We start from the raw sequence: 26,528 nt of genomic DNA, 5'->3' as shown, positions 1-26,528 counted from the left end.
TCAGCAATACGCGATACCTGACAGACATACGCATATCAATGCCATGGGTTTTATAACGGCTGCGTTGAGCGAGCCCGCTAAACAGGAGTGAGATTAAATGGCTAGTGAAGGTTCAGTCGCGCCTAAAGAACGCGTCAACATTGTGTACAGCTCCGACACCGGTGGCGCCCAAGAGCAGGTTGAGCTGCCTCTGAAGCAACTGGTTATCGGTGACTTCACCTTGCGTGAAGACGACACGCCGGTTGAAGACCTCAAGCCGATCCGCGTTGACAAAGACAACTTCACCGATGTGCTCAAGGGGCAAAACCTGAGCCTGCAGTTGGCGGTGCCCAATCGTCTGGCGGAGAACGCCCCGGAAGACGAGCAGATTCCTGTGTCGCTCACTTTCCAGTCCATTCGCGACTTCGAGCCCGATGCCATCGTTGCCCAGGTTCCTGAGCTGCAGCAGCTGATTGCCCTGCGTGACTCGCTCAAGGCGCTCAAAGGCCCGATGGGCAACCTGCCGGAATTTCGCAAGCAACTTCAGGCCCTGATGAACGATGACGGTGCCCGCGAGCGCCTGCTCTCGGAACTCGGCGTAAAGGACAAGGAATAACCCATGAGTGAAGAAAAAAGTCAGGCCGCGAGCAGCACTGGTCAAGCGGTCGAGTCCGTTTCGTTGCTGGATCAGTTGGTAGAAGCCGCCCGCGTCAAGCCGGGCGATGAAGCTTATGCGGTTACCCGTCAGGGACTCGAAGCCTTCGTCACCGAGCTGCTCGAACCGGCAAGGCAGACCGAGAAAGTCAGCGCGGGGCTGATCGACGACATGATCGCCACACTGGACGCCAAGCTTTGCCGTCAGGTCGACGCCATCATTCACAACGAGAAGTTTCAGAAGCTTGAGTCGTCATGGCGCTCGCTGAAGTTTCTGGTCGACCGTACGGATTTCCGTGAGAACAACAAGCTGGAGATTCTTAGCGTCTCCAAGGAAAAGTTGCTCGAAGATTTCGAAGATGCTCCTGAAATCACCCGCTCGGGTCTGTACAAGGCGGTGTACACCGCTGAGTTTGGCCAGTTCGGTGGTCAGCCGTTCGGCTCCATCATCGGTAACTACGAGTTCAATCCCGGCGCGCAGGACATGAAGCTCCTGCAATCGGTCGCCTCCATTTCGGCCATGTCCCATACGCCATTCATTGCCTCGGCTGGCCCACAGTTCTTTGGTATCGACAGCTTTGCGGACTTGCCCAATCTGAAGGATCTGCAAGCGGTCTTTGAAGGCCCGCAGTTCACCAAGTGGAACGCGTTCCGTGAAAGCGATGATGCCCGTTTTGTCGGTCTGACCTTGCCGCACTTTTTGCTGCGCACGCCTTACGGCGAGGACACTGTTCCGGCCAAGACCTTCCGTTACAACGAAAGCGTCAGTGGTGGTAACAACGATTTCCTGTGGGGCAACGCCGCGTTTGCGTTTGCCAGCCGCTTGTCTGACAGCTTTGCCCAGTACCGTTGGTGCGCCAACGTGATCGGTCCGCAGGGCGGGGGCACGGTCGGCGACTTGCCGATCTACAACTATGAAGCCATGGGTGAAACCCAGACCAAAATTCCGACCGAAGTGCTCATCTCCGAGCGCCGCGAGTTCGAGCTGGCCGAGCAAGGTTTCATCGCGCTGACCATGCGCAAGAACACCGATAACGCGGCGTTCTTTTCCGCCAACTCGTGCCAGAAGCCCAAGTTTTTCGGCAATGACAAAGAAGGCAAGGAAGCTGAGCTGAACTACAAGCTCGGCACCCAGCTGCCATACATCTTCGTGGTCAGCCGCCTGGCGCACTACATCAAGGTCATTCAGCGCGAAAACATCGGTACCTGGAAAGAGCGTGGTGACTTGGAATCTGAACTCAACACCTGGATTCGTCAGTACGTGGCCGACATGGATAACCCTGCGGCCGGTGTACGCAGCCGCCGTCCATTGCGTCAGGCCGACATTACCGTCAGCGACGTTGACGGCGATCCAGGCTGGTACCGCGTAGGGTTGAAGGTTCGTCCGCACTTCAAGTACATGGGCGCTTCTTTCACGTTGTCGCTGGTCGGCAAGCTCGACAAGAGCTGATTTGGCAGAGCGAACGAATGACTTAAATGTCGTTCGTTCAGGTGTTCACCCGAGGGTCATCGCCTCGGGGGTTCCATAAGATGGATTCAACGCAACGACACAGGGCCACACGTTCTGATCGGTGCCTGAAAACTAACTGATTAAACCCGGAGTACACGTTATGCCAATGCCATGCTACCTGAGTATCGAAGGCCAGAACCAAGGCAAGATCGAAGGTTCAAGCAGTGTTACCGGCCACGAAGGGATGATCCTCGTACAAGCCGTTGAACACCTGATCGATATTCCCAAGAACCCGCAGACCGGCTTGCCCGCAGGCAAGCGTGTTCACCAGGGCATGACCCTGACCAAAGAGATCGACAAGGCTTCGCCGAAGCTGCTGCAAGCCCTGACCTCCGGCGAACAACTCAAGTCCGTTGTGCTTGAGTTCTATCGCATCTCGCCCAAAGGCACGGAAGAAAAGTACTACACCATCACCCTGAGCAACGCAGTGCTTGTTTCGGCCCGTACCTGGGTACCCAACGTATTGAGCCCTGAGTTCAAGCAAATGGGCCACATGGAAGACATCGGCATCACTTACGAAAAAATCGTCTGGACCTGGGTGCCGGACGGCATCGAAGCCGAAGATTCGTGGCTGGCGCCAAAAGCGTAAGCAAAGCCTGAGTCATCCTTCACCGCCCTGGTTCAGGGCGGTGTTCTTTCAATTTCAGAAGGTACACGGCGTTGAGAGAAAAACGATTGCTGGAACGCATCACGGGCTTGCAGGTTGAAACCGGCCGCACGCACCTGACCCAGGCGGAAGTGCTTACGCAGTCAATCGTTCAGCACCTGCAACGCATCTTGAACACCCGGCGCGGCAGCGTGCCAATCGACGCCGATTTTGGCGTACCCGATTTCACCAATCTGGCCGGTTCGTTTGCGACCGGCGAGACCACGCAAATAATTGAGAACATGACTCGCATGATCGCCCGCTACGAGCCTCGGTTGAAGTCGCCGCGCATTCTGGTCGCCGAAGGCGCTCAGGAAGTGTTGTCGCTGAGCTTCAGCCTTGAAGGCCTGGTGGCGATTGATGATCGGGACATTCCCATTCACCTGGCAACGCGTGTGTCTTCGGACGGCCGCGTTTCCCTGGCGATGCACTAAGTCATGCTCAACAACCATTATCAAAGTGAACTCAACCACCTGCGCCGCCTGGCCGATGAGTTTGCCCGTAGCAACCCGGCCCTGGCACCGCTGTTGGGTGTGGACTCGGCCAATGATCCGGATGTCGAGCGCTTGCTCGAAGGTGTCGCCTTTCTCACCGGGATGGTTCGCCAACGGCTGGACGACGAGTTTCCCGAGTTCATTCAAGAGCTGGCGCAGCTGCTTTATCCACATTATCTGCAGCCATTGCCCTGCCTGACACTGCTTCAATTCCAGCCCCGCGGGCCGTTACAACAAGCCACGCGTATCGATGCCGGATGCGAGGTCGCCTCGGTGCCTGTCGATGGACAGCGGGTGCGCTTTCGCAGCACTTCGGCGGTAGACCTCGAACCGCTGCAACTGATCGGTACACGCTGGGATGGCGGTGCCGGTGAAGAACGCAGTCTGGTCCTGGATTTCGCTTTTACCACCGCCGATCCAGATGATTGGCACGCTGACACCCTGCGTTTCTATCTCGGCGATGGCTTGGTGGATGGCTGCAAGTTGTTGCGTCTGCTGCAGCTCAACCTGCGTGAGATTCGTATCTGTGCGCAAGGGCAGCCCATGACGTTGCTGCCAGCCAGGCATTTACGTGGCCTGGGGTTCGATGCGAGCAATGTCTTGCTGCCTTTTCCCGACACCGCCCATCCTGCCTATCGCTGCTTGCAGGAGTACTTCGCGCTGCCCGAGAAGTTTCTTTTCGTCGAGCTTTCCGGTTTCAAACAGTGGCGTGTCAGGGGCAAGGACGGCCGATTCAGCGTACGTCTGATGTTCGAGAGCTTGCCGGACTGGACGCCGAATCTGTCCGCCAACAGTTTCATGATGGGGGTAACCCCAGCGATCAACCTGTTTGCCCAGGAAGCGCACCCGTTGCGCATCGACCACAAGCAAGTCGACTACCGCATCCAGCCCGCCGATCATGGCCAACGCATGAGCATGCGAATTCATTCGGTGCTCAAGGTCAGCGCTTATTCTGCCGCAGGGGGCGAGCGGCAGTTGGAGCCGTTCAATACGTTCTCGCAGCGTGATACCTACAACTTGCGAATCCGACAGTCGACTATCGACGCTCACGGCTATGACCATTATTTGAGCCTGCCCTACCGCGAAGGCAAAGTGCCTGGCGAGATGACGCTGTCCATCGGTTTGCTGTGTACCAATGGCAAGTTGCCGGAAAGCTTGCGTCTGGGTGATTTGAATCAGCCCACCGACAACACGCCACCCAGGGTCGAATTCAAGAGCATTCGCAGTATTACTCCGTGCCAGCCTCCCAAGTTCGACGACAAACTGTTGTGGCGCATGCTTTCGCAGCTCAATGCCAATCACTTCCGCCTGGCTGATCGCGACTACCTGCGAGGCCTGCTGTCGCTCTATCTGCCTAGCGTCGGCGAAGGCGCCCAGGACGCCAACGAGCGGCGAATCGATGCTATCGAAAACGTCACGGTTACCCACGAGCGCCGTTTCATTCGCGGGCTGCCCATTGAAGGCAGCGTGGTCCGGGTCGAGTGCCGGGGCGACCACTTCCTGAGTCCAGGCAATTTCTACATGTTCGGTTGCGTGCTCGATGAATTTTTCGCTGGCTGTACAGCTATTAATAGCTTTACCGCTTTCACGCTGTTCGACAGCGTCAACCATGAGACCTTGAAATGGCCAGCGAAGATCGGGCACCAACGCCTGCTGTGATCGATCCGCTGCTCGATGACGGCGGCGACTATGGTTTTTTCCAGGCCTTGCGCCTGTTGCGATTGCGTTTCCCGAGCGAAAAAGATTTCGTCGAGAACGTGCGGGTCCGGCCACGGCTAGGGCTTGGATTTCCCCAACGGGATATCGAGCGTATCGAGCAAAGCGAAGATGGCCGCTATCGGATAGAGGCCAACTTTTTTGGCCTGTATGGCGTCACCTCGCCGTTGCCGACGTTTTACACCGAAGACCTGATCGACGAGCAACTGCAGGGCCATTCAGCGGGGCGCGACTTTCTCGACATCCTGCATGCCGCGCTTTACCCACTGCTGTTTCGGGCTTGGGAAAAGCACCGGATCTGGATTGATATTACCGAGCGACGGGACGTCAAGAGCCTGCGCCAGCTACAGGCATTGATCGGCATTGCGGATGCGCGTCCCGAGCAACGGGATCAATCCGTCGATCTGCTGCGTTATGCCGGTTTATTCAACCAGCACCCGCGCTCGGCCCTCGGCCTGCAACAGTTGGTCAAGGCGGTGCTCGAAGATGTGCCGGTGGAAGTGGTGCCCTGTGTCGAGACGCGTCTGCGCATTGACCGTCCGGCGCGCACTTACCTGGGAATGCAGTGCGGTGTATTAGGCGAAAACAGCCTGCTCGGTCGAGAGGTCATGGACCGCAGTGGCACGCTGGATATCCGCCTGGACTCACTGAGTGCCGAGCGTTTTCACGGGTTGCTGCCAGGGCAAGCGCTTTATCAAAAGCTCGAACGGTTGGTGGCGTTGTACCTGCAGACGCCGCTACGCAGCCGATTGGTCATGCGTCTTGCTGCAGATGAGCAGCAATGCGCTTCGCTGGGGGGCGGCTGGCAGCGGCTCGGCCTCGATACCTGGCTGGGTGACGGCGACACACAGGACGACGTTGTATTCATGCTTACGGCCGAACACGGACCAATGCTCGAAGAGAGGGCTCGATAGATGATTCAGGTAGAACTCAAACCGCTGTTCGCAAGGCTCAATGTTTACAGCACCAAGGCCCTGGAGAACGCGGCGGGCCTGACCCTGGCGCGCACTCATTACGAGATTTCCCTGGAGCACATGCTGCGTCAGTTGCTGGAAGATCCGAATGCCGATGTGACGCGCATCCTTACGCGATTCGAAATCGATCCGATGCGCCTGCGCGCGCTGCTTGACGACGGCCTGGCGCAGCTGAAAAACGGTAATCCCGGGCGGCCGGTGTTCGCCAGCCTGCTCACTGAGTGGATTCAGGATGCCTGGCTGATTGCCTCGCTGGTGGTCGGCACCGGGCGGATTCGCGGTGGCTCGCTGCTGCTGGCGCTGATTTCCCGTCTGGGTTACTACACCGCCGGCACTCGTTACGGCGAAATGCTCAAGCCCATTTCCGCCGATGCCCTGACGGCTGAATTTTCCCACCTGTTGGGCGGCTCCAGTGAAGGTCCGCTGGACAGTCTGCAATCCGGCTTGGGGTCTTCTTCGGTCGCCAGTGCAGGCGGTATCGCGCCTGCCGCTGAAGACAATATCGGTCGCTTTTGCGAAGACCTTACCGCCAAGGCAGCGGCGGGGCGCATCGACCCGATTTTCGGCCGCGATGATGAGATTCGTCAGATGATCGACATCCTTGCCCGACGCCGTAAAAACAACCCTATCGCCGTGGGCGAACCCGGTGTGGGCAAGTCCGCCGTGGTCGAAGGCCTAGCGTTATTGATCAGCCAGAACGAAGTGCCGGACTTTCTTAAAAATACCCGCCTGCTGAGCCTCGATCTGGGTGCGCTGGAAGCGGGCGCCAGCGTCAAGGGCGAGTTCGAAAACCGCCTGCGTGGCGTCATCGAAGAGATAAAGGCATCTACCACACCGGTGATCCTGTTCATCGACGAAGCACACATGCTGATCGGTGCTGGCGGCGCGGCAGGGGGTTCCGATGCGGCCAACCTGCTCAAGCCCGCATTGGCCCGTGGCGAGTTGCGCACCATCGCCGCCACGACCTGGTCGGAATACAAAAAGTACTTCGAGAAAGACCCAGCCTTGGCGCGCCGTTTTCAACTGGTCAAACTGGATGAGCCGAGTGTCAAAACCGCCGTGCTGATCTTGCGTGGTCTCAAGGGTCATTACGAAAAAGTCCACGGTGTCAGCGTGCGTGATGACGCTATCGTTGCCGCCGCCGAATTGTCGGATCGCTACATCACCGGGCGCTTGCTACCGGACAAGGCCGTAGACTTGCTCGACACCGCCAGCGCTCGGGTGCGGATCGGCCTGGGCATCAAGCCTGCCGAGTTGGAGCGCATGGAGCGGCAGTTGTCCGGTCTGGCTCGCGAGCTGAACGCACTGGAGCGCGACCGCGCCAACGGTTTCCCTGTGGAAGACCTGCGCCTGTCAGATATCGCAGACGAACAGGCTGACATTGACGACAGGCGTGCCGTGCTGGAAGCCCGCTGGCTGGCCGAGCGTGATGCAGCGGTACGCGTTCTCGAAGCCCGTAAGCAGCTGACCCTGAAAGAACAGGATCTGCCGACACTGGCTGAGGGCGAAGCTGCTCAGGTACTGGCATCGCTGGGCGAACGTCAGGCCGAGCTGGATCAGGCCCGCGAGGCGCTGGCTGCGCTGCAAGGTGACGAACCGCTGCTGTTCACCGAAGTCAATCCGGATGCGATTGCCAAGGTCGTCTCCGACTGGACCGGCGTGCCGCTGGGCAAAGTGCTGCGCGACGCCGCGGGTGGTGTGCTGGCCTTGGCCGATAACATCAAGACGCGCATTCGCGGTCAGGACACTGCCGTCGAACAGATCGCGGAAATCCTTAAGGCCGCGCAATCCGGCCTGCGCGATCCGCAACAGCCTTTGGGAGTATTCCTGCTGGTCGGTCCATCGGGTGTCGGCAAGACCGAAACCGCCTTGGCCGTGGCCGAACACTTGTTCGGCGGCGAGCAGGCGATGATCTCGGTAAATATGAGCGAGTACCAGGAGAAGCACACCGTCAGCCGTCTGGTGGGTTCGCCTGCCGGTTATGTCGGTTTCGGCGAAGGCGGCATGTTGACTGAGGCGGTGCGCAAGCGTCCGTATTCGGTGGTGCTGCTCGATGAAGTGGAGAAAGCCCACCTGGACGTGGTGAACATTTTCTATCAGGTCTTCGACAAGGGCAGCCTGTCCGACGGCGAAGGACGGCAGATCGACTTCTCCAACACGGTGGTGCTGCTGACCAGTAACCTGGCCACCGAAGAAATCCAGAACCTGTGCATCGATGGGCGTCCAGACCCGGACACCCTGGCGGAAAAGATCCGTCCGACCCTGTCCCGCCATTTCAAACCTGCGTTGTTGGCGCGCATGACCATCGTGCCGTTTTTCACCTTGGGCAGCGAGCAACTGGCAGGCATCGTGCGCCTCAAGCTGGGCCGGCTCAGCGAGCGCCTGCTGGCCTCGTCGAAAGTACGCCTGACGTTTTCGGAGGAGGTCGCCGACGCCATCGCCGCACGCTGCACAGAAGTGGAGAGCGGAGCGCGCAACATCGACTTCATTCTGCGCAAAAGCCTGACGCCGCGTTTGTCCGACGTGTTGCTGGGGGCGATTGCCGATCAGCGCCCGCTGGCCGGGCTACATGTGGCGGTGGGTGGTGGCGGGGAGTGGGTGATTACCCAGGTAGAGGCCGATGCGATCAGGTCTTTACCCGAGGGTGAAGCGCTGCTTGAAACCCTAGAGTGACCGCTCGTTTACCTACTGAAGAACAAGGATTGATTGATGGCTCTCAATGATCACGCGCTCTGTACTTTCGCCAGCCTTGCACCCTCGCTGTTGCTAGAAACGTTGTGGGTGCAGCAGTGGCAGGGCGAGGAAAAGCTCTCTCAGCCGTATCGTTTCGAGGTTCGGCTGGCCACGATCAATCCCTTGTTCGATGACGAAGCGCTACTTGGCAACCGAGCGGTATTGACCCTGAGTGATGCATTGGGTTTGCCGCACCCCTATCAGGGCATGGTAACGGAGGTCGATTATCTCGACGCCGATTCCCTTTATTACTACTACCGTGTGGTGCTGGAACCGCGCTTTGTGCAGTTGCGTCATTTCCGCTTTTCCGAAATCTGGCTGGACAAAAGCCTGCCGGAACTGATTCGCGACGTGCTCAAGCTGGCTGATCTGAATGTCGAAGGGCCGGGTATCAACGGTTTGCCCGGTTCGGCTTATGACTTCGATATCCGCCTGCCTCTGGCTGATGATCCGCTGACACAGGCGACTTTTACCTGCCAGTTCGAAGAAACGAGTTTCGCCTTTATTTCACGTCTTCTTGAATATTTCGGTGTGTATTACTTCTTTGAACAAGGGCCTGACGGAGAGGCGCTGGTGCTGTGTGGCGACAGGCTTTACCAGCCGCAACTCCCCAGTCTTCTGACCTATCGTCGTCAAGATTCGGAACTGGATGTAGGCCGGGTCCTGGCGGTAGCCCGTAGCTTCGAGCGCAAGCTGGTCCGGCAAGCGGCGGGAGTCACGCTACAGGACTTTTCCGCGACCAACGCGCAGTTGAAGTTAGAGGTCAACGCCTCGGTGGCAAGTGCCAGCCTTGGGGCAGATGCCTCACTCGAACAACGCACGGCGGTATCGAGTTCGCCTGTATTTATCGGCGGGCAAGGGCTATATGGCGAGCACTTCGGTTCCCTCGAACAGGGGCAATGGTTGGCCAATCGACGCGCCCAGGCCATCGGTTGTCGTCAACGGGAGTTTCATGGCGCCGGTCGAGCCACGGGGTTGCGCGCAGGCTATCCGATGCTGTTAGTGGGCCATCCGCGTCCGATGTTCAATGCCGGTTATCAAGTTATTGAAGTTCACCATGAGGGTTATCAGCCGTTGCCGGGCCTGGGCTCGGAGGGTGAAGGTCCGGGGCAGGGCATCAACACCCGTTTTATCGCCTTGCCCGGCGATGTGCAATTCCGTGCACTCTGTGTCACGCCCCGGCCTTATGTGCAGGGTGTGCTCAGTGCGGTAGTGGATGGTGATGAAGACACCGGTCGCCCACTGCTTAACGATAAGGGTTGCTACAAAGTCAGCTTTCCGTTTATTCGCGGCGCAAAGAACGCCACCCGTGGCTCGGCCTGGCTGCGCATGGCCACGTTGTCCAGCGGTTCGAGCCATGGCATGAATTTCCCGCTGTTAAAAGGCACGGAAGTGCTGGTGTCGTTTTTAGGCGGCGACCCAGACCGCCCGGTAATCACCGGTAGCGTGCCCAACTCCGAGAACCCTAATGTGGTCACCGGCGATAACGCGACCCAAAGTGGCTTGAGCACTCCCGGTGGGCATTTGTTTGCCATGGAAGACAGCCCGTCCGGGCCCATGATGAAGATGGGCGCTTCTACCGGTTGTAGTTTTACCTTGGGCGAAGGCGATATCAGTGGGGCGCATTTGCGAACGGACAAGCATATGCAACTGGCGTCCAGTTCGTATAAGCATGAGGTGCCGGGTGTCTATACGCTGTCTATCGGTGGGGGGAGTGCGCCGAAGTCGCCGATGGACGCCAACTCCAAAGAAACAGGGTTGAGCAGAAAGTTCACAAGTGAACCGGGTGGTGTAGATTCACCAGAGGAGGGTGGTGCCAGTAGCTATGCGTATGTAAGTAATAGAACCAAGAAAAGCACGGCGACCATTGACTTGGCGGCGAGTTTTTCCGCAGTTAAAGGTTCTATTGTCGCTAACGGTTTAAACTTGAATGTCGCGCTCAATGGCGTGAGTGCGGATATCAAACTAGGTATCGCAGCGTTTTCATATGAGTGGGTTCCCTTAAAGGTTAATATTGGCGAGATTTACAAGAAGGTCAATAAAGCCAAAAGTGATAAATCGTTTTATAACGGCAGTTCGGTTGTCGTCGGCTCCGAGAGGCATGAAGTAAAACTGGAAAAGTCTGCCTATTTTATGCATTTATCCACCATGTCTCACGAGATTACGGTGGGCGCTAATACTATTGTATTGACCCAGGATGGCGTGGTTATCAAATCGGACGGCATTGTCCATATTGATGCTGATCTACATGTTTCCGGAAACGTCCTACTTGGCGGCGCACTGTCAGTTGTCGAAAGTATTTATGTGGGCGACTCAGCAGTGATAGGCAATCGGATTACGGATACTTTAATTAACACGCCGGTCCCGATTCCTCCAAGTTTGGCGATACAAGCGTTAACAAGTAGAGCCTCGATAGAACTGAAAAAAATCATCCTCGAAACCGCAGTCAATCAGGTCAATGTAGAAGCTCAGGCAGCAGCAGGTGCCGCCAGTGTGGAGGCGGCCGAAGTCGCTGGTGACGGTGCCGGCGCCGCTGGCGGCGCTCCCGCAGTTTGACAGGCGACGGTTGCTCTAAAACATGTGCGGAGAGTCTGATGCAACTCAAATGTGAACACGCCAGCCTTGTATTGCTTGCTACTTCCAAGCTGCGGGATACCCATGTCCTGGTGGTTACTTTCGGCCTATTAGTGGATGCCGAAGGCAAGATCATGCCCGCCGGGCAAACCTGGAGCTGGCTCGCCGAGCGCATGGGCAAGCAGGCGCTGGACAGCGGTTTGAAAAAAAGCCGTGGCACCTTCGCAGTGCAGGGGCAAGCCTATGCCCTGACCGATGCACAGCGCGCTGGAATGGCAGTGCGGGTACGTCTGGGAACGCTTGAGAAAACACTGCATGTGTTCCCGCCCCGTCAATGGAACAAGGGCCTCTTGGGCTGGATGCCTGTTACAACTGGACAGATCGATTGCCTGCCGTTGAGCCTGGAAAACGCCTACGGTAGTTCCCGATGGGCGGATAACCCAGTGGGCAAAGGTCATTGTCCGGATACTGATACCGCAGGCGGAGCTGCACTCGCGCAACTGGAAGTCGCGAACCTGAGTGTTTGCGATCCCGAGGATCGCCCGGCAACTGCCAGCTTCATGCCGTTACCACCGCAAAGCGCTGCGCGCAGTGCCTTTATGGGCACCCTTGACGAGGACTGGGCCGCCTATCGTGCACCGTTCCTGCCGCTGGACACCGATGCCCGCTGGTTCGATGAAGTGGCGCAGGACCAATGCAGTGCCGGGTTTTGGCGAGGTGATGAAGCTTGGTCGGTGACGGGTATGCACCCCACCCAGGCACAAGTGTCCGGGCGCCTGCCTGGCCTGCGACCACGACTTTTTGTCGAGCGCACTGATAAGCACCTTGCGATCACCGAGGCGCCAATGGACCTCGATACGGTATGGCTGTTCCCCGAGGCGCAGAGTGTGCTTTTGCTATACCGGGCAGAGGTGTCTGTACTCGATATCGATGCGCAGGATATCGCCACACTGGCGATGGCCCTTGAGCGTGTCGGGGATGCCGAGCGGGACAAGCAGACATGGATTGATCGGCTTTGGCCGCGTCCTCCGGTCGAACCGGTCGAGATACCGCCCACCGAGCCGCAGGTGTTCGACTCCGGGCCCATGATTGCCAGTGTGCGGGCTGCTGCGGACGCAATACACGCCGAATTATCCGTGGCGCATGAGCAGAGTCTTCAGGTCGCCCAGGACATGGCGACAGGCATGGGCATGCCTTTCAAGCGTGCAGATTATCCGCCGTTGGCCAAACTGGATTTTTCGGCGTTCATGCGAGAGCCACAGCCGCCTGCCAAGCCCTTCGAACCAGGGGCGCTACGAGCCGAAATCGAGACGGAATTCGCTAAGGCCAAGGCCGATAGCATGCGCCATGCCCGGAGTGCGATCACTCGATTGGATCTGGATGTCGAGAAGACCCTGGCGTTGGCAAGGCAACCAGTACCCGAGGTTGACCTCATGGGTTTGCTGGCCCGATTGGACCTGCCTCTAGCACAGCAGGCGGATATGGTTCAAAAAGTGGCAGCGGGATTTTCCCGTGCACAAGCGATCGAGACCACCATCGATCAGAAACTCGCGGCTGTCGACAAGGCACTGGCGGCTGATCGAATCAAATTCGGCCCCGTACCAACGCCTGCCGAATACTGCAATCTGACCCGCGAATCGCTGCAAGCCTTACACGTGGCGGGTAAGTCGTTGCAGAACCTCAGCCTCAATGGCCTTGATCTTTCAGGGATAGATCTGGGTCAAGCAGACCTGAAAAGAACGCTGTTTGAAAACTGTCAGCTCAAAGGTGCTTGTCTGGCAAATGCGGACCTGAGCCAGAGTCAATTTGTCGGTTGTGATTTGAGTGCTGCGAGTCTGGATAAGGCGTCCTTGCAAGAAACAGTCTTTCAACGGGTTCTATGCCAAGGAGCGTCGTTCAAGGGGGCCAACCTTTTGGGTATTCGAGCCAGTAAAAGTGATTTCTCCGGTGCTGATTTCACCGAGGCTAGCCTGCAACAAGCTCAACTCAACGAATGCAGCCTCGATAAGGCTCAACTGAGCAACGCCAGTCTAAGCAAACTGCGCCTCAATAAATGCGACCTGAGTGGCGCAATACTCGCGGACAGCAACCTTCACAAAGCCACGTTCTACGACTGCACACTGGACGCGACGGACATGCGCCGCGCCACTCTCAGCAAAGCCGATTTCGCCAAGGTTGTGGGGCGCAATCTGGACCTGCGCGAGTGCAATCTGCAAAACCTGCGTGTGGCCGATCACTGCGTCTTGCCGGGTGTGCGCCTGGACGATGCCGACCTGACTGATGCCAGCGTTCAGGACGCCGATCTGAATCACGCCAGCCTGCGCGGCACACGGCTTAACGACGCGCTGCTGACCCGTTGCGACCTGAGTGATTCCGATGGTATTGAGCTGATCGCGCAAGGTGTCTATCTGTCGGGATGTGACTTGAGTCGCGCTGATTGGTCTGGCGCCAACCTGCTTAACGGCCGCTTGCGCAAGGTGTGCCTGGAGCAGACCAACTTCAGTGGCAGCAACTTGCATGGTTTGGCCAGTGACGCTGTGCATGGCAATGGCGTGCGCCTGGAGCAGGCATTGATGACCCGTTGCCGACTCAAGGAGAGCTTGACTCATGCTTGAGGTATTAAGTGCAGAGCGTCTAAGGGAATTGCTGGCGGATTGGCAGCCCTTGCGAGCGTTGAATCTGGCGGGTGGCGACTATCGTGGCGTTAATTTGAGCAACGCGCGGCTGGAAAAAGTTGATGCGCGTGGCGCGCAATTTACCGGGGCGATTCTGACCCAAAGCAATTGGAAAGACTGCCGCCTGGACGGCGCCAATTTCTCCGACAGTACTGCGGATTCGTTGCACATGAACGCGTGTTCATTGCAGGGCGCGCTGTTCAAGAATGTGCGTTGGAACAAGGCCTACTGGGCGCAATGCCACGGCGAGGATCTGGAACTGTCGGGTGCGCAGCTACAGGCTTTCACGCTCTTGGAGTGCCGCGTACCGCGCATCAGACTGGCAGCCACCCAATTGAGCCAATCCCAATGGAGCCGGTGCGATCTGAAGGGTCTTGACGCACAGTCGGCGCATTTCGAGAAGGCTCGGCTGATCGACTGCCAACTCGATCAGGCGCGCTTCGGTCTGGCGTCCTTGCAGCAGTGTGCCTTCGATGAGTCGTCCTTGAGCGGGGCCGATTTTCATGGCGTGCAGGCGGAGGGCGCCTCGTTCTATCGCAGTACGGGCGAGTCCCCGGCTTTTCTCGGCGCGAACCTCAAGGGCGCTCTGTTCAATGCCAGCCATTTTGACTCGGTCGATTTCAGTGATGCAGTTCTGGAGATGGCCATTCTGGCAGACGCCCAGATGCCAGGCGCGCGGTTTGACCGCGCACTGTTGCGTTATGCCGATTGCACAGCGCTGCATGCCTCGCGGGCCTCGTTCGTCGCGGCCGACGTGATAGGCATGAATGCCCATGCCGCCGATTTTACCCAGGCCGACTGGCAGCAGAGCAACCCTCAGGCCATCCAACCCGTTGATACCGAACGCCTCGCCGCCGAGCAATGGCGGCCTGCCTCTTTAGGAAATTCGAGATGAATGAAGCCCCGCAGTATTGCGATGCCGCTGCTGAATTATGCCATGCACAGGTCAACGCACTGGATGGCGAGCGTTTCGGTGTGGTCAGCAGCGATGGCCGCCGCTATTGGCTAAAACCCGCATTCGGTTGTCTGGTGCGTCCGGCAGTGGGGGACAAGGTGTTGGTCAGCCTGGACGCGCAAGGAGGTTACATCCTTAGCGTGCTTGAACGCGTCATCGCTCAACCGGCGCGTATGCATCTGGACGGCGACCTGCATTTGAGCCTGCCCGCTGGCGCGCTGAGCATTCAGGCTCGCGACGGCGTGAGCCTTAACGCCGGTATTGCATTACGGGTGTGTGCCGAGCAGGGCAGTGTGCAGATGCAACGCGCCAGCCTGACTGTCGGCACCCTGGCCATGAGTGGCGAGCACCTTGAGAACCATTGGGTCGAGCGGCACGACAACAGCGTTTATCACCGCGAAAAGGCCGTGCGCCACGAGGCGGATTTTGGTGATAGCCGCCGTCGAGTCGAAGGCCATGAAGAATTCCATGCAGGTTCCTTGCGCCAGCGCGTGCGCGACGACTGGAGCGTGCAGGCCGACACGCTGGATCTGAATGCACAACGTAGCGTTGCCATTGATGGCGACAGCATCAAGCTGGGGTGAGATCGATTATGTACATGCTCAATAATGGCGGTGCGATGGCGATGTCCACGGTGCCCGATATCTGCAAAACACCGGTCCCGCCAGCCGGGCCAGTGCCTTTGCCTTATCCCAATACTGCCGATACCAGCGCTGCAGATCCGGGTGGATTGGTGATGGAAGTGCTGGTGGATGGCATGCCAGCGATGAACATGTCCAGCAAGGTGTTGATGACCAGTGGTGATGAGGCGGGCGTGGCCGGTGGCGTCACCAGCGGCAAGGTCAAGGGCGAAATGATTTTCATCGATGGCAGCAGCAAAGTGATGGTCGGTGGCAAGCCCGCCGTGCGCGTCACTTGCCAGACCATGCACAACGCCAACAACACCATGGGTACGGTTTCGCAGCCAAGCCAGACCGCTGTCCTGGTGATGGCGTGAGCACCTTGATGAATGGGTCATCCATGAAGTGTTTTGGGGCAATGCTCAGTCTTTGTCTGCTGCTCACCGCCTGCAGCAGCCAGGAACTCACCCCCGAGCAAAAGGCCCTCACCGAACTCAAATGGGACTACACCGAGAATGCCATCGAGCTGAGCTTTACCGCCGATAACGACCTCAATCAGTACGACGGCCAGGCGCATAACCTGTTGGTGGTGGTCACGCAGTTCGATCAGATCAGTGCGTTTTCGGCCTACACCGGCAGTTCCCAGCAATTGAGCAGTCTGTTGCTGATGAACAGCGCGCCGACCGGAATGATCGGCCTCACGCGGCTGTTCATCGAGCCGGGTCAGAGCAAGCAGTTGAGTCTGCCTCGGCTCGAGGGCGCGAAGATGGTCGGCATCTCGGCAGGCTACGCCCACCTGGACCCGATGCGCAGCGCCAAGCTGTATCAGATCGGCGTCGACGTTACTTCCACTGGTTTCTTCAGCAAAACCTGGACCGCCACGCCGCGCCCCATCGCCATTGACCTGCTCGTAGGGTCCGAGGCTCTGCTGCGTGGCAAGGAAAGTCGTCTTGCGCTGCCCAAGCCTGTGCAACCCAGAGAAGGCGAGGTGCGCCTGCCGGGCGCACAGGACTGACTTTTTTATCGTGAGCGTTGCAGTCGCCACTTTTTTTCAATCTTTTGCCCGAACGCGAGCCCTATGAATATCGATCAGTTGTTGTATTGGCACCAGGGCTTGTTTCTCCAGCCTCAGCATTTTCAACAGAACGATGCCCGTATCGAGCATCGTCTGACCCGCACCACGGAGTTGAACCATCCTTACCCGTGGGGCTTGATCTCCCTGAAGATCAACGAATCTGCATTGGTTGCCAAACAGTGCCTGCTGGATCAATTGTCGGTGCGCTTCCCCGAAGGCACGTTGGCTGAGTATCCAGGTAATGCGGTGCTGGAGTCGCGTACCCTGGACTTGGGCGACTTCAGTGGCGGCCGCACGCTGTTTGTGGGGTTGCGCCGCTTACTGCCAGGCGATGCCAATGCGCAAGTGTTCGAGACACTGTCCGACGGTTCTCGGGCGGAAGCGCGTTTTGTTGTGGCCGCTGACCCGGAAGTGATCGGTGACCGTCTCGGCAATTCCCCGGAAGCGCGGGTGCGCCCAATGTCTTACGTGTTGCGGCTGTTCTGGGAAGACGAACTGGAGCATTTGAGCGCCTATGAATTGTTGCCGATTGCCCGTCTTGACCTCGACGGCGACCGCGTGCGACCTGCGCAGCGCTACGTACCGCCGTCGATCAACCTGGCAGCGTCACCGATGTTGCTGCAGACCCTGCGCGAAGTCCGCGACGAATTAGTCGGTCGGGCGCGACAGCTGTCGGTGTACAAGCAGCCGGGTGAATCGCGTCGGGGAGATTTCGATGGTGCCCAGGTCAACCACCTGATGGCCCTGGCGGTACTGAATCGCTACGGTCCGCTGTTGACCCACTTACTGGAAACGCCGCAGGTTTCGCCGTGGCAGCTTTACGGCACCCTGCGCCAGTTGGTCGGTGAGTTGAGTCTGTTTTCCGACGTCTGCGACATGCTCGGTGAAACCCCGGATGGCCGTTTGCTGGTGCCGCCTTACAAGCACGAAGAGGCGGGGGCCGCGACCATTGCCCTGGTGGCCCTGATCGGCCAGCAACTCAATGAAATCAGTATCGGCTCCGAGTTGCTTGTGCGCCTGCAATTGCAGGAAGGTTTTTATCAAGCCGAGTTGCCGGACGCCTTTTTCGGCCCGCGTCATCGTTATTTCCTGGTGGCTCGTAGCGCGGTCGACCCTGTGTGGCTGGCCGAGGGCTTACCGCTGGATGGCAAACTGGGTGCGCTCAGCGTCATGGAAGGGTTGGTCAATCGCGCGTTGCCCGGTATTGAACTGATCTACCTCCAGGTGCCCCCACAAGGTCTGCCGAGGGTAGCGGGGGCATTGTACTTCCGCCTGGAGACACTCAGTGATGGCTGGGAAGCGCTGCAGCACGAGCGTCAGGCTGCGTTTTTCCTGCCCCAGCCGCCGGCTGACTTGATCATCGATCTGGTGGTGGTGCGTACATGATCAATCCCCGCCTGGCTGAATGCTGGATGTCGATATTTGACGCTGCCAAAAGTGGCGTCATCGATCCTGCGCAATCCTACGAAACCCTCGCGCCGGGGCTGATCGTGCTGCTCGACGCCGCTGCCAATCGTGCCCGCGAATTGCACTTTACCGAGGCTGATGTGCGCGAGGCACTGTTCGCTGTGGTGGCCTGGGTCGACGAAACAGCCATGTCTCGTGATTGGCCAGGCGCTGCACAATGGCGTCGTGCGCCGTTGCAACGTCATTACTTTTCAACCAGTCGTGCCGGCGTTGAGTTCTTTCAGCGCCTGGAGGCGTTGCCCGAAGCGGCGGTGGGTGCCCGTGAGGTTTTTGGTCTGGCGTTGTTGAGCGGCTTTCAGGGCCGCTACGCGACACGTCCGGGTGGCGAGCTGGCTCAGTACCGCCGGTTGTGCCTGGAACGGATCATCCTCGATAACAAAATGGTGCCGCTGGATGCCACCAGCCACCTCTTTGAACAACCCGAAGACCAGCTACCGAAACGGGTTCGTGTGGTACGCCGTGGCTTGCCCGGTATTTCGCTGCTTCTGCTGATTGGGATTCCCTTGATTGTGTTGACCGTGCTTTACATCAGTTTCGACCTCTCGCTGGGTCGACAAGTCAGCCAATTGCTGGAGATGCGCTGATGTTGAAGAAAGCGGGGGTCTTGTTGCTCTGGGTGTTGCTGCTGGCAAGTTTTGCGCTGGTGCTTTGGGGGCTGGCACTCTATGAGGATTGGCCGCTGTGGTACGTGCCGGCCATTTTTATCGGGACCATTCTGTTGGCGCTGGTCGCCCGTTGGATCGGGCGACGCTGGTACGCCTGGCGCTTGCGTGCGCGAATGAAAAGCGAGTTGCCACAGAGTCGTCGCGATGAGGCTCCCAACCTGGATCAGGACTGGAACAGCGGTGTGCGCATGCTGCGCCATTCGCGTCTGAGTCGACTGGGTTCACCGCTGTACGTGCTGCCCTGGTTCCTGATGCTGGGTGAGAGTGGCAGTGGCAAAAGCAGCGTGTTGGTCAACAGTGGATTGACTTCGGCATTGCGCTCGACCAGTCGTGGCAAGCAGGCAATGCCTACTGGAACGCTCGACTGGTGGTTCCTCGAACGGGGTGTGATCATCGATCCTGCAGGCCGCTTGGCTGAAGGGAATAGCGACGCTGGCCCGGAATGGCGGCGTTTGCTTTACTGGCTGCTGCGTTCGCGGCGTCGCGAGCCGCTCAACGGTGTGTTGCTGGTGATCGACAGCAAACGCCTGTTGACCGATTCTGATGAGCGTTTGGCCGAACAGGGACACAATCTGCGTCGCCGTCTGGATGACTTGGTGAAGGTTTTCGGTGCCAGGCTACCGGTGTATTTCATCATTACGGGTGCCGAAGCCGTGCCTGGTTTCGCCCAGTGGGGTGCCGCATTGACACCGCCACAGCGTGAGCAACCCTTTGGTTTGCTCAGCCAGCACCGTGCTGGCGGGGCGGGCGCGTTTCTCGATGAAATGTTTGGCGGACTTGGCCAGCGGTTGTTCGATCTACGCATAGAACTGGGCGTGCGCGGCGTGCCTGACCCAGATGCTTTTAGCCTGCCGGAACGCATCGGCGATTTGCGGCCGCGTCTTGAAAAGCTTTTGTTGCCGGCCTTTGACGCTAATCCCTACAGCGAGCCGCCTCTGCTGTGCGGGCTATTCCTTACCGGTCAAGGGCTGGATGCCGACGCTCAGCATGAAGGCTGGTTCAGCCATGATCTGCTGGGGCAACTGTTGCCAGGGCAACGTTATGCTTATCAGTCCATCGATAGCTGGCATCGTTGGCGGCGTCTGCTTGCTCATGCCGCAGTCATTGGCTGGCTGGGGCTTTGCTTCGGGTTCGGCGCATTAATGGTTTATGCCGACCGTCATACCCAGGCGGTGCTCACCGAAGCGCTTAACGAGCCTCCCGCGACTGAAGACTTTGCAGGCGGGATGGAAACCGATCTGGATGCGTTGCGCCGTTTCCGGCAGGCGCTGATCAACCTGTCTAACGAGCAGCAGGGTGGCTGGCGTAGTTTGCTACCGTTCTCACGCCACATCGAGCGAGTACAGGAACACTATCGTTCTGACTACGTAAGGCTCTTCGACAGCGAAATACGCACCCCCGTATTCGATGGTTTCATTTCGCAAAACCTGCGCAACGCATTGAACAGCGGTGATCCTCGATTGATTGCCGCTTACGCAGAGTTTCTCGTGCGTCGGATCAATCTGCTCGACGCACGCCTGAATAATCAGTCCATGGACGAACTGCCGGTGCCGGGGTCGGAGGTAGGTTTTTTGAATCTGATCTACGGCTCTAAAACCCCGATCAGCGCTGGGCAACTGGTGACCCTGGGAACCAGCTATCGCTCTTATCTGGAATGGCAAACCGATATGGCGCAGATGCAGAGCCAGCGGGCTGCCTTGCTGGGCCAGCTCGAAAACATGGGGCTTGAGGGTCGTCCCTTGACGTGGCTGACGGCGTGGGCGGACTTTCAGGGCAATCTACAGCCGATCCTGCTCAGCGAATACTGGGCCGACACCGACAACCCAGGTTTGAGCCTTTCCGGGGCCTTTACCTTGCAAGGGCACAGTGCGATTCTGGGTTTTATCGATGAACTGGGTCGGGCCAGTCGCGATCAGAATGTGTGGAAGGCGCAAAGGATACGGTTTTTGGATCAGTATCAGAGCGATACCCAGGATGCCTGGTATCGCTTTATCCAGGGCAGCCTGCTGAGCGCGCAAACGCGATTGAAAACCCGTAGCGACTGGCAGCAAACCCTGAGTGTGGTCGGTACTCCCAATGATCCGTTCTTCAAGCTGCTGCACCGCAGTGCGGAGCGGTTTGCGCTGATTCCGATTGAACATCGGGCTCCATGGGCCAGTCGGGCGGTGGCGATGGATCGTCTGCTCAAACTGGCCAGTAACGACGATCTGCATGCCGATGCTGGCGCGCTGGGCAGCTTGAAAGTCACCAACGCCCTGGGCGGCGATGTGCTCAAGGGCATGGCCAGTGGAGGTTCTGTCAAAACGGGCGTGAATGTCGTGCGTGACGAGCTGACACAGGCCCGAACCCTGGCGAAATTTCAGCAGTTGATGAAAGGTGTTGTCATCGACCTGCAGAAAAGCGATGCGCAAGCTTTCCAGGTCGCGCTCGATACCTGGGGCTTTGGTGCCGATCCTGCAGTCAAATCTGCGCCGCTTTGGGATGCCGATACTATTCGTGTCGATTTGATTCAGTCACTCAAAGGTCCTGATCCGCGAGAGGATGTGGTCTGGTCGCTGCTAACGGGGCAGCTTGATTTCGCCTCGCACTACGCGTCCGAAGTGGCGGCCTGCCGTCTGCAAAGTGACTGGAGTGGCCAGTTGCTCAGCTCAATCCAGGGTGTGCGCGATCCGGTCATGCTCAATGAATTGCTTTATGGCGATCGTGGGCAGCTGCCGGTTTTCATGAATGGTTCGGTGAAAGCCTTCCTGCAGCGCGATGTACAGCGCTACAGCGGGCGTGAAGCACTGGGCGTTCAGATTCCATTGACTGGGGCTTTCTATGCGTATGTCAGTCGCATGCAACATGCCCAGAACGATCTCGTCAGTGCTCAGCGGCAAAGCCAGGCTCAACTAGCTACCGAGCAGCAAAGCAAGCAGGCTCTGGATGCCGAGCAGAAGACCCTGGCCGCGCAACGGGCCGAGCTCAAGCAGAGTATTGCGACGCTGCAGGCCACCGCGGCGGTGGTTGAGCTGTCCGCTACGCCATCGCAGGTCAATATCAGCGCCCGTTCGCTGCCGCAGCAGACGCGTCTGACGATGCAGTGCAGCGGTCGTTCAACGGTACTGGATAACTTCAACTTCCCGACCAGCGCCAGTTTTGTCTGGGCGCCGGGAGCCTGTTCGGACGTCGCTCTGGAAATCAGCTTCGCCAACTTCAAGCTGACCAAACACTGGACCGGAGACCGCGCGTTCGTGGATTTCCTGCGGCTGTTCAACGGGGGGCAACACACCTTTACCGTCAATGACTTCCCTAGCCAGCGCAATGTGATGGGCAGCGAGAACTTGATCGGCATTCAGCTGACCTACCGTCAGGAGGGAGGGCAGGCTTTGCTGGACAAGTATCGCCAGGCCGATCAGTTGCAGATACAGGTCAACGTTATCAATGAACGATTGAACAGCATCGCAGGGCAGCTCACAGCCATGGACACTCAGGCAGCAGCGATGAATGTCAGTCTGGCAGCCCAGGGTTCGCCGGTTCAGCAAAGTCTTGCGAGTATTCAGCCGCCAACGCAAATCGCCTGGTGCTGGACGCCGAGGCCGGTTGATACAGGTTTTGCGGCGGGTGAAGGCCTGCGTCTGGATCTTGGCATCTATGACAACGAGAAGCGCTTGAGAAACCTTGAAGCACAATTGCGCACGCTAGGTTTCGCTACCCAACGCGAGCCGCTGCAAACGGGGACTGGTGGGACAGGGCAGAGGCTGCTGGTGGTGTCGCTGCGCGATGATGCGGCCGCACAACGGGCTATTCGTGACATTGCTAACAAGATGGGGGTTGCTGCAAAGCTTGACAGTACTGCCTCTAGCACAGTCGGCATGCGATGAAGGGCTGGCGAAATTCTCTGGCGTTGCGCATTACCTGCGTACTGGCGCTTGTTCTGGCCTTGAGCTGGTGTGTGGCCGCCGGGCTCAGCGCCTGGCGGACTTATCAGCAGTTGCAAAGCGAGGCGCTGGATGATCTCAGTCAGCGCCTGCGCCTGCTCTCCAGCGTGGATAACGATGATTTTCGAGACGCGGAGGAGGGCGCCAAGCGGCTCATGACGCGTTGGAACAATGGCGCGGCCAAAGAGTTTGGCAGCAACATTTTTCAGCGCAGCACCATGCATTGGGTACTCAACCAGGCGCAGCAAAGCGATGCTGACAGCGCCGCCAGCATCGACATGTTGGCTCGCGCAGCCTCTGCGGCTGAAGCGTTTGGTACGGCCGGTCAGTCGATGACCGTGGATACGTTTTTCTATTTTCCAGAGGTCGGCGCGGCTTTCTCTACCGAAGTCGACATCCCTTCAGGTTTTGTGCAGGCCCGCACCGCTCATTTGCGGGAGCTGTTTGAACGTCTGACACCCGGCGGTCCCGATGTCGTCTGGGATGGGCCGAATTACGACCCACTGCTGAATCGACAGTTAATCAGTGTTGCTGTGGTATCGAGGGATACGTCAGGCAAGCCATTGTTCATGACGGGTTATGAGTTGAAGCTTGATGAACGTCTGGCGCGTATTGAGCAGTTGCTCAACGGCTACCCAAGTCTGCTTCTGGATGCACACGGTCGACGGGTTGCCGACCTTTCCGGCAAGTCGATGGACGCGGTATCTCCGGATGCGCTGAAACATCTGGTCGCGGGCTTTTCTGTCAAGACCGATTTCCCGCAGATCGGTCGTTTCGATGACGACACACCTATGGTCATCGCTCGACTGAATCAACCGAACTGGTATCTGTTGACGCTCTATCCTCAAGCGCAATTACGCGCTGGTGCGCTGGGGCTGATTCTCAGAGAAGTGCCTTTTGCGGTGATCGGTTTCATCTTGCTGACCCTCGGTTTGCTCCTGGTATTGCGTCGGGAGTTGGCACGACCATTGGCCCTGTTCGCCCGGGAAATTGAACTCACAGTTCGCGGTGACGACCTGTCGCGCCGTTTGCCAGTGGTTCGAGAAGACGAACTCGGGCGCTTCGCCATGGCCTATAACAGATTGCTCGATGCATTGCAGGCCCAGCAAGCCGGTCTGGAAAATCTGGTGGAAGTACGCACTCACGAGCTGCAAACCGCCCGTAGAACGGCAGACCAGGCGAATCAGCTCAAAGGCCAATTCCTGGCTAACATGAGTCACGAAATTCGTACGCCGATGAACGCTGTCATTGGCATGAACCATCTATTGGCGGACACGCCGCTGGCGCCTCAGCAGCGGCATTTCGTCAAGGCTATACGCGAAAATTCCGAAGCCTTGCTGGCGTTGATCAGCGACATTCTGGACTTCTCAAAAATCGAGTCAGGTAACCTGAATATCGAGCGGATCGAGTTCGATCTGACTGAGGTGGTGGAAGAGGTTACGGAGCTATTGGCACCGCGCGCCGCTGAAAAGGGCGTGCGAATGATCTGCCAGATCGCTACCAATGTGCCGGGGCAGGTGATGGGAGATCCGTGGCGACTGCGGCAGATTTTGCTTAACCTCTTGAGTAATGCCGTCAAATTCACGGCCTGCGGTTCGATCCAGCTGGCGGTTTGGCGGGGTGACGATGACATGCTCGGGTTTCAGGTCGTCGACACCGGTATCGGTATTGCGCCGTCTGCACAGGCTGCCGTGTTCGACGCTTTTTTGCAGGCGGATGCATCCACCACTCGGAAGTACGGCGGCACCGGCCTGGGTTTGTCGATCAGCCAACGTCTGGCGGGCCTCATGGGCGGTGTTATCGAGTTGCAGAGTCAGCCAGGTGTGGGGTCGACATTCAGCCTGATGTTGCCATTGCCCAACTGCCCGGCCCGGGCGGCCGACGCCCCGAGGTTGTGGGGTTTACGGACCTTGGTGGTTGATGAGCACGCTGATGAGCGAGAGGCGTTGATGGGGATCCTCGGCCAGTGGCAGATGCTGTGCCAAGGGGCCGCGTCTGCTGAAGATGCATTGAAAATGATGCGTGAGCAAGCACAACTGGGCGTCATGTTCGATCTGGTATTGGTGAATTGGCGTTTGCCTTTCGTCGATGGTGTGGCGTTCTCCAGCCTGTGCCGTGCTGATCCGCAGCTGGCATCCGCGCGCATCGTGCTGATGGCTTCGCATGTCGAGTCGTTGATGTCTGCCGATGAACTGCGCGCCCATGGCCTGGCAGCGTGTGTCGTCAGGCCGCTGCGTCGCCAGCATTTCTATCGGAGCTTGTGCGAGGTCCAGAGTGGCGCCACTCCGACGCTCAACGAAGCGCTCTCTCCTTTGCGGACCCTTGAGCGTCATGAATACGGTCTTGATGTGTTGGTCGTCGATGATATCGCCACCAATCGGGAAATCACGCAGCTGTTCCTGGAACGTTTCGGCCATCGGGTCAGCCTGGCCCGCGACGGGGTCGAGGCCCTTGAAATACTCGCCCGCAAGGTTTTCGATGCGGTGTTGATGGACGGGCAAATGCCGCGAATGGACGGTATGGAAGCGGTCCGTCAACTGCGCTCCGGGCAGTCGGGTGCGCTGGATGAGGAGGTTTACGTCATCGCCCTGACAGCCAACGCCATGAGCGGTGATCGTGAGCGTTTTATTGAGGCCGGTGCCAATGACTACCTGGCCAAGCCGGTGCTGCCTATGCAGTTGTTCGATGCGATAACGCGCGTGATTGTGCGACAGCTGGAGCGCGGGATGGAGTTGTGCACTGTCGCACCCTCGCTGCCCCCTACAGTGACGGCATCCATTGCGCCTGCCTTATCGATGGTCGATGAACAGGATCCGTTGCGCACGCCACGCTTGCAGCGCCTGTTCATCGAAGATTGCCTGGCGTTGTTGGCTCAGCTCAATGATGCCGTAGTACGGTCCGATCATGGCGCAGTCGCGCGTATCGCTCACAGCCTCAAGGGTAGCGCCGGACAATTCGGAGAGCAGGGTCTTGAAACAAGTGCTGCTTTGATGGAACAAGCTGCCTCGCAATCAAACGTCCCGGCGATGACCGCCGCAATGCTGCAACTGGACAGACACCGTTCGATCCTTGCTGCCCGCCAGCCTGTTGCCCTTTCCGAGACTGGATATCCAAACAATGCCTGACTGCCGTTTATTGATCGTCGACGATCACGGGATGATCCGCGAAGGCTTGCGCGCCTTGCTTGCCAATGCCCCTGGAATAGTTGTGGTGGGTGAGGCGCAAGATGGTCATGAGGCCATTGCCCTGTGTCGCAGCTTGCAGCCCGATGTGGTCCTGATGGACCTGAAGATGCCACTGCTCGACGGGGTGTCGGCACTGACCCTGATTTTCAGACGCTGGCCGAAAATATTGATCATAGCCCTGACATCCGACGTCTCCGAGCACAATGCGGCTCTGGCGCTGGAAGCCGGCGCGGTCGGTTATGTACTCAAGCGCAGTCGCAGAGATGACCTGCTGCAAGCGATCACCCAGGTTCTTGCAGGGAAGATCTTTATTGATGCTGGCCTCGACGCCTCCCAAGTCATTGCTCTGCGCAACAGCGGTGAAACCGCCAGCGGCATTACACTGACCGAGCGCGAGCGCCAGGTACTCAAATTGGTCGCCGAAGGGTCCCGTAATCGCGATGTTGCCGAAATCCTGTGTATCAGCCTCAAGACTGTGGAGACCCACCGACTCAATGTCATGAAGAAGCTGGACGCACACAACGCCGCAGATATGACGCAATGGGCTTATCGGCTTGGTCTTCTCGGTGAGGGGCAGTAGCGTGCGTCGGATAGAGGTGTGAGGGGGCGAATTCGCTTTGCAGCCCCGTCATCATTCTTTTCAAGTTACACAACAGGCAGGTGCTTGATACAAATCAAGGAGCATC

At 58.2% G+C, this 26,528-nt stretch carries 18 protein-coding genes; all 18 read left to right on the top strand.

What is annotated here, in order from left to right; translation table 11 throughout:
• Positions 1-97 precede the first annotated feature (97 nt).
• Positions 98-595: a type VI secretion system contractile sheath small subunit gene (gene tssB / locus ACVBEG_RS13250; protein ID WP_219060056.1), complete on the top strand. Its 498-nt coding sequence runs from the start codon at positions 98-100 to the stop codon at positions 593-595.
• A 3-nt stretch (positions 596-598) separates the two neighbouring features.
• A complete protein-coding gene (tssC, locus tag ACVBEG_RS13245; RefSeq protein WP_322178829.1) occupies positions 599-2,083 on the top strand; it encodes a type VI secretion system contractile sheath large subunit in 1,485 nt (494 codons plus the stop codon).
• Positions 2,084-2,243: 160 nt separating this feature from the next.
• Positions 2,244-2,732 carry an Hcp family type VI secretion system effector gene (locus ACVBEG_RS13240; RefSeq protein WP_322178830.1) on the top strand — a complete coding sequence of 163 codons (489 nt, stop codon included), beginning with the start codon at positions 2,244-2,246 and terminating at the stop codon, positions 2,730-2,732.
• A gap of 71 nt (positions 2,733-2,803) precedes the next feature.
• Complete coding sequence (gene tssE / locus ACVBEG_RS13235; RefSeq protein WP_322178831.1) at positions 2,804-3,223, top strand: type VI secretion system baseplate subunit TssE; 420 nt, start codon at positions 2,804-2,806, stop codon at positions 3,221-3,223.
• Between the two features lie 3 nt (positions 3,224-3,226).
• Entirely contained in the window at positions 3,227-4,942 is a 1,716-nt protein-coding gene (gene tssF, locus ACVBEG_RS13230; RefSeq protein ID WP_322178832.1) for a type VI secretion system baseplate subunit TssF, read from the top strand.
• Positions 4,906-5,913 carry a type VI secretion system baseplate subunit TssG gene (tssG, locus tag ACVBEG_RS13225; RefSeq protein WP_322178833.1) on the top strand — a complete coding sequence of 336 codons (1,008 nt, stop codon included), beginning with the start codon at positions 4,906-4,908 and terminating at the stop codon, positions 5,911-5,913. Before tssF ends, tssG begins: the two co-directional genes overlap by 37 nt.
• Positions 5,914-8,646, top strand: a complete 2,733-nt coding sequence (tssH, locus tag ACVBEG_RS13220) for a type VI secretion system ATPase TssH (protein ID WP_322216805.1) — start codon at positions 5,914-5,916, stop codon at positions 8,644-8,646.
• A 36-nt stretch (positions 8,647-8,682) separates the two neighbouring features.
• Complete coding sequence (locus ACVBEG_RS13215; protein ID WP_447107827.1) at positions 8,683-11,262, top strand: type VI secretion system Vgr family protein; 2,580 nt, start codon at positions 8,683-8,685, stop codon at positions 11,260-11,262.
• A 38-nt stretch (positions 11,263-11,300) separates the two neighbouring features.
• Positions 11,301-13,895, top strand: a complete 2,595-nt coding sequence (locus ACVBEG_RS13210; RefSeq protein ID WP_447107826.1) for a DUF2169 family type VI secretion system accessory protein — start codon at positions 11,301-11,303, stop codon at positions 13,893-13,895.
• Entirely contained in the window at positions 13,888-14,850 is a 963-nt protein-coding gene (locus tag ACVBEG_RS13205; RefSeq protein WP_447107825.1) for a pentapeptide repeat-containing protein, read from the top strand. The genes ACVBEG_RS13210 and ACVBEG_RS13205 overlap by 8 nt, the downstream gene beginning before the upstream one ends.
• Positions 14,847-15,494: a DUF3540 domain-containing protein gene (locus ACVBEG_RS13200; protein WP_447107824.1), complete on the top strand. Its 648-nt coding sequence runs from the start codon at positions 14,847-14,849 to the stop codon at positions 15,492-15,494. Before ACVBEG_RS13205 ends, ACVBEG_RS13200 begins: the two co-directional genes overlap by 4 nt.
• 8 nt (positions 15,495-15,502) lie before the next feature.
• On the top strand, positions 15,503-15,907 hold the full coding sequence (locus tag ACVBEG_RS13195; protein WP_322216794.1) for a DUF4150 domain-containing protein: 405 nt from the start codon (positions 15,503-15,505) through the stop codon (positions 15,905-15,907).
• A gap of 41 nt (positions 15,908-15,948) precedes the next feature.
• Positions 15,949-16,545, top strand: coding sequence for a type VI secretion lipoprotein TssJ (locus ACVBEG_RS13190; RefSeq protein WP_322216791.1), 597 nt, complete (start codon positions 15,949-15,951; stop codon positions 16,543-16,545).
• 63 nt (positions 16,546-16,608) lie between these two features.
• On the top strand, positions 16,609-17,991 hold the full coding sequence (tssK, locus tag ACVBEG_RS13185; RefSeq protein ID WP_447107823.1) for a type VI secretion system baseplate subunit TssK: 1,383 nt from the start codon (positions 16,609-16,611) through the stop codon (positions 17,989-17,991).
• The gene (locus tag ACVBEG_RS13180; RefSeq protein WP_322216786.1) at positions 17,988-18,656 is read left to right on the top strand and encodes a DotU family type IV/VI secretion system protein; all 669 of its coding nucleotides are present in this window, start codon (positions 17,988-17,990) and stop codon (positions 18,654-18,656) included. Before tssK ends, ACVBEG_RS13180 begins: the two co-directional genes overlap by 4 nt.
• Positions 18,656-22,600 carry a type VI secretion protein IcmF/TssM N-terminal domain-containing protein gene (locus ACVBEG_RS13175; protein ID WP_447107822.1) on the top strand — a complete coding sequence of 1,315 codons (3,945 nt, stop codon included), beginning with the start codon at positions 18,656-18,658 and terminating at the stop codon, positions 22,598-22,600. Before ACVBEG_RS13180 ends, ACVBEG_RS13175 begins: the two co-directional genes overlap by 1 nt.
• Positions 22,597-25,782: a response regulator gene (locus ACVBEG_RS13170; protein WP_447107821.1), complete on the top strand. Its 3,186-nt coding sequence runs from the start codon at positions 22,597-22,599 to the stop codon at positions 25,780-25,782. Before ACVBEG_RS13175 ends, ACVBEG_RS13170 begins: the two co-directional genes overlap by 4 nt.
• Positions 25,775-26,422 (top strand): two component system response regulator, encoded by a 648-nt coding sequence (locus ACVBEG_RS13165; protein ID WP_447107820.1) that lies wholly within the window; start codon positions 25,775-25,777, stop codon positions 26,420-26,422. The genes ACVBEG_RS13170 and ACVBEG_RS13165 overlap by 8 nt, the downstream gene beginning before the upstream one ends.
• Positions 26,423-26,528 lie beyond the last annotated feature (106 nt).

It is taken from the genome of Pseudomonas sp. GG8, assembly GCF_052976945.1.
Note: the sequence above shows the minus strand (reverse complement) of the source record. Positions and strands in the feature narration are given on the sequence as shown.

Bases quoted from the DNA above. Each gene is read 5' to 3' on its own strand.
- ACVBEG_RS13165 (WP_447107820.1), top strand. From the start codon at position 25,775: ATGCCTGACTGCCGTTTATTGATCGTCGACGATCACGGGATGATCCGC.
- ACVBEG_RS13200 (WP_447107824.1), top strand. From the start codon at position 14,847: ATGAATGAAGCCCCGCAGTATTGCGATGCCGCTGCTGAATTATGCCAT.
- ACVBEG_RS13180 (WP_322216786.1), top strand. From the start codon at position 17,988: ATGATCAATCCCCGCCTGGCTGAATGCTGGATGTCGATATTTGACGCT.
- tssG (WP_322178833.1), top strand. From the start codon at position 4,906: ATGGCCAGCGAAGATCGGGCACCAACGCCTGCTGTGATCGATCCGCTG.
- ACVBEG_RS13215 (WP_447107827.1), top strand. From the start codon at position 8,683: ATGGCTCTCAATGATCACGCGCTCTGTACTTTCGCCAGCCTTGCACCC.
- tssC (WP_322178829.1), top strand. From the start codon at position 599: ATGAGTGAAGAAAAAAGTCAGGCCGCGAGCAGCACTGGTCAAGCGGTC.
- tssK (WP_447107823.1), top strand. From the start codon at position 16,609: ATGAATATCGATCAGTTGTTGTATTGGCACCAGGGCTTGTTTCTCCAG.
- ACVBEG_RS13170 (WP_447107821.1), top strand. From the start codon at position 22,597: ATGAAGGGCTGGCGAAATTCTCTGGCGTTGCGCATTACCTGCGTACTG.
- ACVBEG_RS13175 (WP_447107822.1), top strand. From the start codon at position 18,656: ATGTTGAAGAAAGCGGGGGTCTTGTTGCTCTGGGTGTTGCTGCTGGCA.
- tssF (WP_322178832.1), top strand. From the start codon at position 3,227: ATGCTCAACAACCATTATCAAAGTGAACTCAACCACCTGCGCCGCCTG.
- tssB (WP_219060056.1), top strand. From the start codon at position 98: ATGGCTAGTGAAGGTTCAGTCGCGCCTAAAGAACGCGTCAACATTGTG.
- ACVBEG_RS13190 (WP_322216791.1), top strand. From the start codon at position 15,949: ATGCTCAGTCTTTGTCTGCTGCTCACCGCCTGCAGCAGCCAGGAACTC.
- ACVBEG_RS13210 (WP_447107826.1), top strand. From the start codon at position 11,301: ATGCAACTCAAATGTGAACACGCCAGCCTTGTATTGCTTGCTACTTCC.
- ACVBEG_RS13195 (WP_322216794.1), top strand. From the start codon at position 15,503: ATGTACATGCTCAATAATGGCGGTGCGATGGCGATGTCCACGGTGCCC.
- tssH (WP_322216805.1), top strand. From the start codon at position 5,914: ATGATTCAGGTAGAACTCAAACCGCTGTTCGCAAGGCTCAATGTTTAC.
- ACVBEG_RS13240 (WP_322178830.1), top strand. From the start codon at position 2,244: ATGCCAATGCCATGCTACCTGAGTATCGAAGGCCAGAACCAAGGCAAG.
- ACVBEG_RS13205 (WP_447107825.1), top strand. From the start codon at position 13,888: ATGCTTGAGGTATTAAGTGCAGAGCGTCTAAGGGAATTGCTGGCGGAT.